Annotated in this window: 14 protein-coding genes; 8 read left to right on the top strand and 6 right to left on the bottom strand. The window is 67.8% G+C overall.

Annotation, left to right across the window (positions count from 1 at the left end):
* Positions 1-603 carry an HdeD family acid-resistance protein gene (locus HNP02_RS17890; protein ID WP_184440888.1) on the top strand — a complete coding sequence of 201 codons (603 nt, stop codon included), beginning with the start codon at positions 1-3 and terminating at the stop codon, positions 601-603.
* A 68-nt stretch (positions 604-671) separates the two neighbouring features.
* Here HNP02_RS17890 and HNP02_RS17885 read toward each other — a convergent pair whose 3' ends face one another.
* Positions 672-1,070, bottom strand: coding sequence for a VOC family protein (locus HNP02_RS17885; protein WP_184440886.1), 399 nt, complete (start codon positions 1,068-1,070; stop codon positions 672-674).
* A 446-nt stretch (positions 1,071-1,516) separates the two neighbouring features.
* On the opposite strand from HNP02_RS17885, the gene HNP02_RS17880 reads away from it, so the two are divergent.
* Positions 1,517-2,857, top strand: a complete 1,341-nt coding sequence (locus HNP02_RS17880) for a cellulase family glycosylhydrolase (protein WP_184440884.1) — start codon at positions 1,517-1,519, stop codon at positions 2,855-2,857.
* Here the strand turns inward: HNP02_RS17880 and HNP02_RS17875 are convergent.
* Positions 2,825-3,652: an oxygenase MpaB family protein gene (locus tag HNP02_RS17875; protein WP_184440883.1), complete on the bottom strand. Its 828-nt coding sequence runs from the start codon at positions 3,650-3,652 to the stop codon at positions 2,825-2,827. The genes HNP02_RS17880 and HNP02_RS17875 overlap by 33 nt on opposite strands.
* A gap of 36 nt (positions 3,653-3,688) precedes the next feature.
* Between HNP02_RS17875 and HNP02_RS17870 the strand changes: the two genes are divergently transcribed.
* Positions 3,689-4,663, top strand: a complete 975-nt coding sequence (locus HNP02_RS17870) for a cobalamin biosynthesis protein (RefSeq protein ID WP_184440881.1) — start codon at positions 3,689-3,691, stop codon at positions 4,661-4,663.
* On the opposite strand, the gene HNP02_RS17865 is transcribed toward HNP02_RS17870, so the two are convergent.
* From HNP02_RS17865 to HNP02_RS17855, 3 genes are read right to left on the bottom strand one after another with little or no spacing between them, the layout of a single operon-like run.
* Positions 4,617-5,438 (bottom strand): SURF1 family protein, encoded by an 822-nt coding sequence (locus HNP02_RS17865; RefSeq protein ID WP_184440879.1) that lies wholly within the window; start codon positions 5,436-5,438, stop codon positions 4,617-4,619. The genes HNP02_RS17870 and HNP02_RS17865 overlap by 47 nt on opposite strands.
* Positions 5,438-5,941, bottom strand: a complete 504-nt coding sequence (locus tag HNP02_RS17860) for a low molecular weight protein-tyrosine-phosphatase (RefSeq protein WP_309241601.1) — start codon at positions 5,939-5,941, stop codon at positions 5,438-5,440. Before HNP02_RS17860 ends, HNP02_RS17865 begins: the two co-directional genes overlap by 1 nt.
* Positions 5,934-6,629: an HAD hydrolase-like protein gene (locus HNP02_RS17855; RefSeq protein ID WP_184440875.1), complete on the bottom strand. Its 696-nt coding sequence runs from the start codon at positions 6,627-6,629 to the stop codon at positions 5,934-5,936. The genes HNP02_RS17860 and HNP02_RS17855 overlap by 8 nt, the downstream gene beginning before the upstream one ends.
* Before the next feature lie 37 nt (positions 6,630-6,666).
* Here HNP02_RS17855 and HNP02_RS17850 point away from each other — a divergent pair, with 37 nt between their 5' ends.
* From HNP02_RS17850 to HNP02_RS17840, 3 genes are read left to right on the top strand one after another with little or no spacing between them, the layout of a single operon-like run.
* Positions 6,667-7,791, top strand: a complete 1,125-nt coding sequence (locus HNP02_RS17850; RefSeq protein WP_184440874.1) for a YqfO family protein — start codon at positions 6,667-6,669, stop codon at positions 7,789-7,791.
* Positions 7,788-8,525 carry a zinc ribbon domain-containing protein gene (locus HNP02_RS17845; protein WP_184440871.1) on the top strand — a complete coding sequence of 246 codons (738 nt, stop codon included), beginning with the start codon at positions 7,788-7,790 and terminating at the stop codon, positions 8,523-8,525. The genes HNP02_RS17850 and HNP02_RS17845 overlap by 4 nt, the downstream gene beginning before the upstream one ends.
* Positions 8,522-9,619, top strand: coding sequence for a bifunctional RNase H/acid phosphatase (locus HNP02_RS17840; RefSeq protein ID WP_184440869.1), 1,098 nt, complete (start codon positions 8,522-8,524; stop codon positions 9,617-9,619). Before HNP02_RS17845 ends, HNP02_RS17840 begins: the two co-directional genes overlap by 4 nt.
* Here HNP02_RS17840 and HNP02_RS17835 read toward each other — a convergent pair whose 3' ends face one another.
* Entirely contained in the window at positions 9,620-10,201 is a 582-nt protein-coding gene (locus HNP02_RS17835; RefSeq protein WP_184440867.1) for a helix-turn-helix domain-containing protein, read from the bottom strand. It lies immediately after the preceding gene.
* Positions 10,202-10,249: 48 nt separating this feature from the next.
* Here HNP02_RS17835 and HNP02_RS17830 point away from each other — a divergent pair, with 48 nt between their 5' ends.
* Both HNP02_RS17830 and HNP02_RS17825 read left to right on the top strand, forming a co-directional pair.
* A complete protein-coding gene (locus tag HNP02_RS17830) occupies positions 10,250-11,233 on the top strand; it encodes an NAD(P)/FAD-dependent oxidoreductase (RefSeq protein ID WP_184440866.1) in 984 nt (327 codons plus the stop codon).
* On the top strand, positions 11,220-11,858 hold the full coding sequence (locus tag HNP02_RS17825) for a cyclopropane-fatty-acyl-phospholipid synthase family protein (RefSeq protein ID WP_184440864.1): 639 nt from the start codon (positions 11,220-11,222) through the stop codon (positions 11,856-11,858). The genes HNP02_RS17830 and HNP02_RS17825 overlap by 14 nt, the downstream gene beginning before the upstream one ends.
* Positions 11,859-12,028 lie beyond the last annotated feature (170 nt).

The following is a 12,028-nucleotide window of genomic DNA, read 5'->3' as shown; positions in this document are numbered from 1 at the left end:
ATGACCACCTTCGAAACCCCGTCCGTAGTTCGCAACCTGTGGAAGTCGGTGCTCTCGCTAGGGGTACTGACCCTCGTCGTGGGGGCCGCGGTGCTCGTCTGGCCCGGCCAATCGATCGTCGCTGCTGGAATCCTGTTCGTCGTCTACCTGTTGGCGTCAGGCATCGCACAGGTCATTGGTGCGTTCACGACCCATTCGCCAGCAGCGAGCCGGGTTCTGCTGTTCATCAGCGGCGCACTGTCAATAGCCTTGGGCGTGTTCGCTTTCCGCGACTTCAACGACGGCGTCGCCGCCGTATGGCTGCTGGCCTTGTGGATCGGAGTCGGGTTCATGTTCCGAGGTGTCACCGAGACCGCATTGGCGATCAGCTTCAAGGAATTGCCCGAACGTGGTTGGTACATCTTCATGGGAGTCCTGACCATGATCGCCGGCGTGGTGATGTTCGCTTCGCCGATCAGCTCCATCGTGGTGCTGTCGATCGTCGCCGGCGTATGGCTCGTCGTCATTGGGACCACGGAGATCGTGTGGGCCGTGAAGGTGCGGAGCACAGCCAAGAAGGTCGAGCGAGGGATCGAGCCGCTGACCCGCGGCGTCGTCGCCTGACTCACCAATCGGCGTGCTGAGGTGCGGGAGCGCCTCAGCACGCCGAACCATGGGCGAGACCGTCGGCGTCACGCAGGCGGGGCGAAGAACTCCAACGCGATGCCGTCGGGGTCGCGGAAGCTCAGCCCCGAGCCGTAGTGCTCGTCGATGATGCCGTCGTTGGTGATGCCGAGCTCGTCGAGACGGGCTTTCCACTCCTCTAGTTCGGCGCGGTTCGCGCACCCGAAGCCGACGTGGTCGAGTCCGACCGAGAACTCGCTGAATCCCCCGTCCCCGGCAGCGCGGTCGTGTTGGTGGATGCCGAACAGGGTGCCGTTGTCGAGCGCCCACACCAGATGACGGAAACCGGCGGCGGTGTGTTCGTCGAGCAACGGCTCGGCGCCGATCACGGCCTGGTACCACGGGCCGCTGACGTCGATGTCGCGCACGGTGACGGCGACGTGGTTCAGTGCCGAGACGGTCGTCATGGGGTTCCTCACTGGTCGATCAGCTGAGACTACTTAAATACGCAGCCGGCCAAGGTTTCGTTCACGGATCGGGGCCCGTGTGTTTGCGAGTGCAAGGGCTAGCAGTCGTTCGCCGAGCGGTTACCGGCCGCATCCCGTCATCGGCCTCGCGCTTTGCCCGATTCGCGGAGTCGGTATGGCCAGTTCGTCCAGCAAAGTGGTTCGGAGCGATCAGCGGTACTTCATCGCAACTTAGACAAGCCAATACTACCTTTGCTGAAATTGCTGATGCGCGTAATAAATAATTGCGATTTCTTTCGGATGAAAGGTAAATATGCAGCTCAAACCCATGTTCTAGTTGGTCACCGCGATTGGAATTGAACTCGGCCCGGAATAGCTCTGCCATGAAGACATGTCATGTGGCGCATGGACGTCGGGCGCCCTTAACCAGAATCGTGATCGCCGGAATGACGACCGTTGCGGTATCCGCGGTCGGTGCGACGACGCTGTTGCCGGGGTTGCGGCCAGTGACGATCGACGTCGCGGCGATGGCCGCGATCGACGAATCGAACACGACGATCGGCATTGCCGATTCCGATCTGTACTTTGCGTCGCCCGCCGAGGTCGACGCCGTGCTCGACCAGATGCAGGCGATGGGCGTCAACACGATTCGGATCGGCATCCCATGGGCGGGCATCAATCCCGTTCCCGGCTACTACAACTGGTCGCAGTCCGACTACATGATCAATGCCGCGGACGCGCGAGGAATGGGCGTCCTCGCCGTCATCACCACCACGCCAGGTTGGGCCAACGATCCCAGTGCTCCCGGGGTCTACGGGCATCCTGCGTCGCCTGCGGACTTCGGCACGTTCGCCGGTCTTGCTGCCCAGCGCTATGCGGGCAAGGTGGGCGCCTACGAGATCTGGAACGAGCCCAACGCCGCACCGTACTACGGGCCGCAACCGGACCCGGCCGGCTATACACAGCTCCTCAAGGCCGCCTATCCGGCGATCAAGGCAGCCGACCCGGCTGCGACGGTGATCGGCGGCGTCGTTGGTTCGACGGTCACCTACGAGAACTACACCTTGAACCCGGTGACGTTCGTCGACGAGATGTATCAGAGCGGGGCGCAGGGATACTTCGACGCCCTGTCGTTCCACCCGTACCAGTACACGACGCCCTTCTCCGCAGGTGGCATTTATCCGGACTCGCCGATCAACCAGCTCGCCGACATTCGCGACCTGATGGTCGCCAACGGCGACACCGGAAAGACGATCTGGGCAAGCGAATACGGCGAGCCGACGTCGGTCGCCGGTGACGCGCAGCAGGCGGCGTACCTCCAGGACATGCTGACGACGTGGCGCACGCTGAACTACACCGGGCCCGCGTTCGTCTACACCCTCGAAGACGACCAGACCGGCAGCACCAATCCCGAAGACACGTTGGGCTTGATCCGCGATGACGGGACGTGGAAGCCGGCGGCCTACATCGTTCGGGACCTCGCGACGTCGCCTGCCACTACACCGACGATGGCCCGGATGGCGCTTGCCATGCCTCAGGCGGCGCAGGCCACCATGGCCGTCGCGTCGTCGGTCGCGCCGTCGTCGCCCGCAGCGATTCCGACCACGGTGGTCGACCAGCTGCGTTCGGTCGACCTGGCCAATCCGCCGACGGCGCCCGGCGCGAAGCAGCCCCAGCGGCAACGGGTTTCCGAGGCGACCGACACGCCCAAGCACGCGTCCAAGCCTTCGGCCGACGAGCCGAGGAAAGCGCGGTCAGACCACCGGTCTGCCACGGCGGGCGCGTGACCGCATGTCCCACAGGTAGAGCCGGTACCCGAAGATCCACAGATCGCGGGGGATCACCCGGTCGGCGACACGCAGACCGCTCAGTAGCCACTCGAACCGGCGCTGCTGGCCCGCCGTCCACGACAACCCCATGTGCTCCCGGAACTCGGCAGGAAGGAAGCCCGTCGTCGCGAACAGATTGAATGGTCCCGCTGCTAGTCGAAGCGGCGCAGGCAGAAACACCAACGCGGCGACCCCACGGAGGTGCTCGCGGACCGGCGGATCGATCCGCAGCCGATCCACCGAGCGCTTCCAGAACTCGTCGAACGCGGCGCGGTCGGTCGGCCACATCGCCTCGCGCACCTGCAGTGTGGTGCCGAGCGTGCGGGCGTCCAGATAGATCGCGTCGGCGGCCTCGTCGTCGAGCGGTCCGTAGAGCGACTCGTGCATGTCGACGTAATAGCGGTACAGGCAGGCCGCCACCCACAGCTGCAGTTTGGGGTCGAAGGCGTTGTAGGACACCGGACTCGACGCGTTCGACCGCACCAGCGCGTGCACCCTGTCGACTTCGGAGCGGATCAGCGCCCGGTCGTCGTCGGTGCCAAGCGTCGCCGCCGCGAGGTAGGTGCCGGTGGTGCGAGCCCGCTTGAACGGATGTACGTAGACGTTGCCGCTGTCCACCGGGCTCTCCACAACGCCGTAGCCAACGGCAGGCGCCGCGAGCTGCATGATCACGTTCGCCGCGGGCAACAGCACCGCCGCAGGATTGAGCAGGTGCACCACACGGGTAGGCCGTCGCGGGGGCCCCAGCCTCATGGCGTCGAGTACACCACCTCGTGAGACGCTGCCGGAGTGTTTGTGCCGACATGTCGCGGCCGGGCGGCAGGTCTCGCGCTTGGGTACGTGGCCGACCTGCTGCTGGGCGACCCCCGCCGTGGTCATCCTGTCGCGGTGTTCGGGCGTGGCGCAGCCGCCCTCGAACGGCTCACCTACTCCGATCGGCGTGCTGCGGGTGTCGCGCACACCGGCGTCCTGATCGGCGTGCTGGCGGTGTCGGGTATCGCCGCGGACCGGGCTGCGGCGCGGCGGGGTGCCGGGTGGACCGCCGTGCTCACCGCCGCGGCGACGTTCGTCGCACTCGGCGGCACGTCGCTGGCCAGTACCGGCGCCGACATGGCCCGGATGGTGGACGGCGATGACGTCGACGGGGCACGCGACCTACTGCCGTCGCTGTGCGGGCGCGACCCCGCGGCACTCGACGTCGCGGGGCTGACCCGCGCCGCCCTCGAGTCGGTGGCGGAGAACACCTCCGATGCCGCCGTGGCGCCGCTGTGCTGGGGTGCGCTCGGCGGAGTCACGGGGCTCCTCGTCTATCGCGGCGTCAACACGCTCGATGCGATGATCGGGCACCGCTCGCCGCGCTACAGCCGGTTTGGTTGGGCTGCAGCACGATTGGACGACGTGATGAACTACCTGCCGGCCAGGGTGACGGGTCTGCTGGTGGCGGCGTGCGCACCGGTTACGGGCGGCTCGCCGCGGCGGGCGCTGGCCGCCTGGCGTCGTGACGCGGCCAAGCACCCCAGCCCCAATGCAGGGGTGGCGGAAGCTGCCTTCGCAGGTGCGCTGGGTGTTCGCTTGGGTGGGCCGACGCAGTACGCGCACCGCCTCGAGATCCGGCCGACGCTCGGTGACGGTCGGGTTCCGGCGGCTGCCGATCTGCACGCCTCGGTGCGGCTTTCGCGGGCGGTTCAGCTGCTCGCGGCGGTGTGCGCGGTCGGGGTCAGCTCCGCCTGCCGTAGCGGTCGGCGAGCTTCTCGTCTGGGGTGAGGGGTTTTCCGGTAGGGGGAGAAGCGGCTGCGGCCTTCTCGCGGCGGCGCTGCCGAACCTCGGCGAGGACGAAGTAGCCAACCCCGATCGGTGCGACGATGCCGAACACGATCCATTGGATGCCGTAGGACAGGAACGGACCGGCATCCAGGTGAGGCAACGGGATCTCGCCGAGGCCGCCGGGCTGATCGGCGACCAGCTGCAGATATGAGCCGGCCAACGGCATGCCGGTCAGCGCGGAGATCTGGGCGGTGTTGATGGAGTACACCTGCTGGGCCCCGTTCTGGCGGAACGGTTCCTTGCCGTCGACGACGCCTTCGGAATCGCGCAGCCGTGCGGTGATCGTCACGGGCCCCTGCGGCAGCGGAGCCATCTCAGGTGCATTCGAACCCGGTATGGGTCGCACGTAACCGCGGTCCACCAGCACGGTCGGCCCGCCGTCGACGGTGAACGGCACCAGCACCTCGAACGCCTGCTCGCTCTCGACCACCCGAAGCCGGGCCAGCACCTGGGCGTCCGGGTGATACCTGCCGGTCGCGGTGACCCGGCGCCACGCATCGTTCGGCGCTGCCGAATCCTGATGCGGCAGGAAGTCGGTGACAGGCACCGGATCGGCCGACAGCGAGTACGAGATCTGGCCGTTCTCGCGGGACGTCTTGGTGTTCTTGCCGAGCTGCCACGGCGCCAGCACGGTGAAGCACAGGTAGGCGAAGGCGATCACCACGACGTAGAGCGCCAGCCACTGGGGCTTGAAGAGAAACGCGAATCTGCCCATTAGACGGCCATTCCCCGGTCGGCGAGCCGCTCGTCGACCCAATCGTGCAACCCAGGCAGCGAGGCCGCGATGACCGTGAACACGTCCTCGAAGTCGTCATGCGTCCCGTAGTACGGGTCCTCGACGTCGTGCGGATGTGCGCCGGAACGCGGGTCGAAGGAGCGCAGCATGCGGAGCCGTTCCGGTGGCACGCCCAGGTCGCGCAGGATCCGCACGTGGTTGCGGCCCATCGCGATCACCAGATCGGCCGCCAGGTGGTCCTCGGCGATCTGCGCGGCTTCGTGGGCGGCCGGATAACCGTGCTCGCGAAGCACGTGACCGGCACGTTCGTCGGCCGAGTCACCGGCATGCCAGCCGCCGGTGCCTGCGCTCGTCACCCGGACCACGCCGGTCAGGCCGCGCTCGTCGATCTGGTGGGCGAACATCTTCTCCGCCATCGGCGACCGGCAGATGTTGCCCGAACAGATGAACGTCACGTGCAGTTCGCCGGAGTGGTCAGACACCGAGCACCTCGCGGAGGTCGGCGACGGACGACACGTGCCGGTACCCGACCCCGTCGACGGCGTCGAAATCGCCCGCGCCATAACCCCACTCCACCACCACGGTGTCGATGCCGTGGGCCGTGGCGCCCTCGACGTCGTGTCTGCGGTCGCCGACCATGACCACCCGCTCGGGCAGTGGCCCCAGCTGGGCCAGCGCGTGGCCAAGCACGTCGGCCTTCGACGAGCGCGTGCCGTCGACGGTGGCACCCGCGATCACCTCGAAGTGCCCGTCAAGCCCGAAGTGCTCGATGATCCTCCTTGCGGTGGGCTCGGCCTTGGAGGTGGCAACGGCCAGCCGCACGCCCGCCGCGCGCAGGTCGTCAAGCAGCGCGGGAATGCCGTCGAAGACGCTGTTCATCGACCAGCCGCGGGTGGTGTAGTCGGCGCGGTAGGCGGCAATCGCCTCGTCGGCCCGATCGCCGAGCCCCATGGATTCGAGCGTGAGGTGCATCGGCGGTCCGACGATGCGCCCCGCGAGGTCGCCGTCGGGAACGGGTGCGCCGATCTCGCCGAGCGCATGACGGAAGCTCGACACGATTCCCAGGGCGGAATCGGTCAGGGTCCCGTCGAGGTCGAAGATCACCAACTGAGCGCTCACCCCTGCATTGTCCCCGATGTGTCCGGTCGTCCCCGTGCCTGGCCCGCTCATCCGCGCACTACTGTCGTCATGTGGCAAGGGCGATGCAGTGAGCGTGCGGCTCGGCGACGTCATCGAAGTGCTCGACGACGCGTACCCGCCCGGGCTCGCTCAGGACTGGGATTCCGTCGGCCTGGTCTGCGGCGACCCGACGGAGCCCGTCGAGTCGGTGACCGTCGCCGTCGATGCGACCACCGAGGTGGCCGCCGAGGTGGGTGACGGAGGCTTGCTGCTGGCGCACCATCCGCTGCTCCTGCGCGGCGTCGACACGGTGGCGGCAGACACGGCCAAGGGCGCCCTTCTGCACGGGCTGATCCGCCGGGGCAGCGCGCTGTTCACCGCCCACACCAACGCCGACGCCGCCTCACCGGGGGTTTCCGACGCGCTGGCCTCGACCCTCGGCCTGAACATCGGGAGCGTGCTGGCGCCCGCCGCCGAGCCGAGCCGTCTCGACAAGTGGGTGATCTTCGTTCCCGCCGAGAACGCCGCCAAGGTGCGCGCAGCCATCTTCGCTGCGGGAGCGGGCCAGATGGGGAACTACTCGCACTGCAGTTGGACCGTCTCGGGCAACGGGCAGTTCCTCCCACACGAGGGTGCATCCCCGACGATCGGCAGCGTGGGCTCGGTCGAGCAGGTGGCCGAGGAACGGATCGAGGCCATCGCTCCCGCGAGCGCACGCGCCGCAGTCCTTGCCGCGATGCGCGCCGCACACCCCTACGAGGAGCCGGCGTTCGACGTGTTCACGCTCGCGCCACTGCCGACTGACACCGGAATCGGCCGGATCTGCTCGCTGCCCGAGCCGGAACCGTTGTCGGCCTTCGTCGCCCGGGTCGCCGCAGCGCTCCCTGCGACCTCCTGGGGAGTTCGGGCCGCCGGTGACCCCGACGGACTGGTGTCGCGGGTGGCAGTGTGTGGCGGCGCGGGCGATTCGTTGCTCGACGTCGTCGCGACCGCCGGGGTGCAGGCCTACTTGACCGCCGACCTGCGTCATCATCCGGCCGATGAGCACCTGCGCAGGTCCGGCGTCGCGCTTGTCGACGTCGCGCATTGGGCCAGCGAGTACCCGTGGTGCGCACAGGCCGCCGCAGTGCTGGCCGGCCATTTCGGTGACGCACTTCCGGTGCGGGTCAGTTCGGTCCGCACCGATCCATGGAACGTCGAGAGAGAAGTATGAAGGCAGAAGTCGCGCAACAACGTTCGCTGATCGAGCTGGCCGAGATCGACGCCGAGGTCGGCAGGCTGGAGCACCGGGCCAAGAACCTCGCCGAGCAGCAGAGCCTCGACGCGGTCGAGTCCGAACACCGCACCGCGAACGACGGACTGGCCGCGGTAAACCTCGCCTTGGAGGACATCGAAGCCGAGGTGAGCAAGTTCGAAGCTGAGATCGACGGCGTCCGGCAGCGCGAGGACCGGGACCGCTCGATGCTCGACTCCGGTGGCGTCAACCCCAAGCAACTCGGCGAGCTGCAGCACGAACTGGAGACCCTGCAGCGTCGCCAGTCGAGCCTTGAGGACTCCCTCCTCGAGATCATGGAACGTCGCGAAGAGCTGCAGAACGACCAGGCCGAGCGGTTGGGCAAGATCGACGAACTCGCCGACCAGCTCTCCATCGCCCGCGCCGCACGCGACGACGCTCTGGTGACGATCGACGGATCCCGGCACCACCTCGCGGGACGCCGCAGTGGGGTGACCGTCACGCTCGACGCCGATTTGGTCGCGCTCTACGAACGCCAGCGCGGCCACGGCGGGCCGGGGGCTGGGCTGCTGCAGGGCCGCCGGTGCGGTGCCTGCCGGATCGAGATCGACCGCGGCGAGATGCAGCGGATCACTGCCGCACCACTGGACGAAGTGCTGCGCTGCCCGGAATGCGGTGCCATCCTGCTGCGGTTCGAGGGCTTCGCGAAGTGAAGGTGCTGATCGAGGCCGACGGCGGGTCGCGGGGCAATCCCGGCCCCGCCGGTTACGGCGCCGTGGTGTTCTCGGCCGACCGTCAGACGGTGCTGGCCGAGAGCAAGCAATCGATCGGGCGGGCCACCAACAACGTCGCCGAGTATCGCGGGCTCATCGCCGGTCTCGAGGCGGCCGCACGGGCCGGCGCCACCGAGGTGGCGGTCTCGATGGACTCCAAGCTGGTCGTCGAGCAGATGACCGGCCGGTGGCGGGTCAAGCACCCCGACCTGATCCCGCTGAACCAACGTGCCAAGGACGTTGCGGCCCTGTTCGATCGGGTCACCTACGCGTGGATTCCGCGTGCCAAGAACTCGCACGCCGATCGGCTGGCCAATGAGGCGATGGACGCTGCAGCGGATCCCGCCGCGGTGTCGGAGCCTGCAGAGTCACTCAAACCCGTTGCCGCACAGTCCTCCCCGGCCGGATGGACCGGTGCGCGCGGGGCGCCGACCCGGTTCATGTTGCTGCGTCACGGGCAGACCGCGCTGTCCGTCGACCGCCGCTATTCCGGCAGGGGCAATCCGGCCCTTACCGAACTCGGCCGTCACCAGGCCGATGCCGCGGCCGCGTATCTCGCCCGGCAGGGCGGCATTTCGGCGGTGATCAGTTCTCCGCTGCAGCGGGCCTACGACACCGCGACGGCCGCGGCCAAGGCACTTGGCCTCGACGTCACCGTCGACGACGATCTGATCGAGACCGACTTCGGGTCGTGGGAGGGTTTGACGTTCGGCGAGGCCGCCAAACGCGACCCCGAACTGCACACCCGATGGCTGCGCGACACCTCACAACCGCCGCCCGACGGTGAGAGCTTCGACGCTGTCGCACACCGGGTTCGGCGTGCGCTCGACCGGATCATCGCCGATCATAGGGACGCGACCGTCTTGGTGGTGTCGCACGTGACGCCGATCAAGACGATTCTGCGGCTGGCGCTGGACGCGGGGGAGGGCATCCTGTACCGCCTGCACCTCGACCTGGCCTCGCTGTCGATCGCCGAGTTCTACCCGGACGGCGGGTCCTCGGTGCGATTGGTGAACCAGACCGCTTACCTGTAGTCAGTCGAGAACGTGCATCCGCTCGCCGTGCGGGCCGAACAACGCGATGGCCTCGATGGGCCCGTCCACGGCGCCGAACCAGTGCGGCGTCCACGTCGAGAACTCCACCGCCTCACCGGGTTTGATGGTGAAGTCGCGCTCGCCGAGGATGAGCCGCATCTGTCCTGAGAGGACGTACATCCAGTCCTGGCCGTCGTGCACGGGCAGTTCGTCGGGCGGAGTCCGGCGGCGGGCGCTTACCCGGATCTTGAACGCGTGCAGGCCACCTGCCGGCCCATTGCGGGTCAACGGCCAGTAGGTGACGAGGTGACGGGTGTGCGAACCGCCCCGCACCCGCGGATCTTCCGCCTCCCGAGCCTTGAGCAGCTCGTCGGTGCTCACCGACAGTGCGGCGGCGAGGCGTGGCAGGTGATCCAAAGCCAGGCGACGCTTGCCCGACTCGAGCCGGCTCAACGTCGACACGTCGATGTCGGCGCGGGTGGCGACCTCGTCCAGGGTCAGGCCGAGCTGCGTGCGCAACTCCCGCAGTCGTCGGCGCACCCGTAGATCGACGTCGTCGTTGTGCGAGTGATTTGCCTGCATGGCAAAACAGCTTGGCACTGACGACCCGGCGCGGGCAAGCTCGACTTCATGGACATCGAATGGGACTGCGTCGTCGTCGGAGGCGGCGCCGCCGGTCTGAGCGCGGCATTGGTGCTCGGCCGGTCGAGGCGACGAACGCTGCTGGTCGACGAGGGTGAGCAGAGCAATCTGGCTGCGCACGGCATCGGCGGCTTGCTCGGCCACGACGGACGGCCGCCTGCGGAGCTGTACGCAGCAGGACGTGCGGAACTGGCCGCCTATCCGACGGTCGAGGTTCAGCGCGGCGCGGTGACGACGGGCATCTCGGATGGCGGCTCCTTCGTCCTCGAACTGGCCGATGGCAGCCGCGTCCGCACGCGGCGCGTGCTGTTGGCGACTGGCATGCACTACGAGGCACCGCCGATAACCGGCCTCGCCGAACTGTGGGGCAGATCGGCCTTCCACTGCCCGTTCTGCCACGGCTGGGAGGCACGTGATCAGCCGCTTGCGGTGCTGGCTCAGGGGGACCGGGCAGTGCACATGGCATTGATGCTGCGTGGCTGGACCGACGACGTCGTGGTGCTCACCAACGGCGAACCGGGACTCGACCCTGATCACCGGGCACAGCTGAGCGCCGCGGGCGTGACAGTCGACGAACGCAAGATCGCCGAATTCGTCTCGAAATCAGGCGAATTGGCGACCATCGAGTTCGCCGACGGTCCGCCGCTCGCGCGCCGAGGCGTGCTGGTGGGCGCATCCCTTCGTCAGCGTTCGACGCTCGCGGCCCGACTCGGTGTCGCCGTCTTGGCTCCCAACCCGGTCGTCGTCGATGGCATCGAGGTCGATCCGTTCCACCGCACGTCGGTGCCCGGAGTGTTCGCCGCTGGAGATCTTAGCGCTGCGATACCGCAAGTGGCAGGCGCCGTCGCGGCGGGTTCGATGGCGGCGACGGCCGCCGTGCAGAGTCTGCTCGCCGACGACTTCGGACTGCCCGTCCCAGCATGGCCAACCAAGAATTCGACAGAGAAGGAGCACGTAAATGCACACGCATGAATCGGACGGAAGCGCTCAGGAGTACTGGGAGGGGCACTACGGCGAGCGTGAGCGCATCTGGAGCGGCCGGGTCAACGTGCAATTGGCCGTGGTGGTGGCCGACATTCCGCCCGGCCGGGCGCTCGACCTCGGCTGCGGCGAGGGCGGAGACGCCGTCTGGCTGGCCGAGAAGGGCTGGCACGTGGTGGCGGTCGACGTCTCCGAGACCGCACTGGCCCGCGCCAGTGCGGAAGCTAAGTCGCGAGGGGTGTTGGACCGCATCGACTTTCAGCATCACGACCTCTCGGACAGCTTTCCTGCGGGCAGCTTCGACCTAGCCTCCGCGCAGTTCCTGCACTCCACCGTCAGGTTGGAGCGGACCCAGGTGCTGCGCAATGCCGCGAGTGCGGTGGTATCTGGCGGGCTGCTCGTCATCGTCGACCATGCCGCGCCCCCGCCGTTCTCGAAGAAGATCCCGCACGACCATCCGTTCCCCAGCGCCGAGGAGGTGCTCGCCGAGCTGGATCTGCCTGCCGCGAAATGGGAACGGGCGCGCGTCGAGGTCATCGACAGGGACGGGGTCGATCCGGACGGCAATCCATTCGTCTGGCGGGACAATCTGATGGTTCTCCGGCGATTGACTTAAGGGGAACTGGCTAACCCCGGTGGCGCGGGTCGTAACTTGGAAGTAGACTCGAACACGTGTTCGAAGGATCCGATCCGGCCGTTCTGCTGATGCAACGGATGTGCTCGGCGGCGCGCGCGGAGGCGTGTGCGTCGGCGGCCCGGTTGGTCGCGGTCGGGGACATGGTGGCG

Origin of the sequence: Mycobacterium sp. AZCC_0083 (genome assembly GCF_014202335.1) — a bacterium.
In the GTDB taxonomy this organism is placed as follows: Bacteria; Actinomycetota; Actinomycetes; order Mycobacteriales; family Mycobacteriaceae; genus Mycobacterium.
Note: the sequence above shows the minus strand (reverse complement) of the source record. Positions and strands in the feature narration are given on the sequence as shown.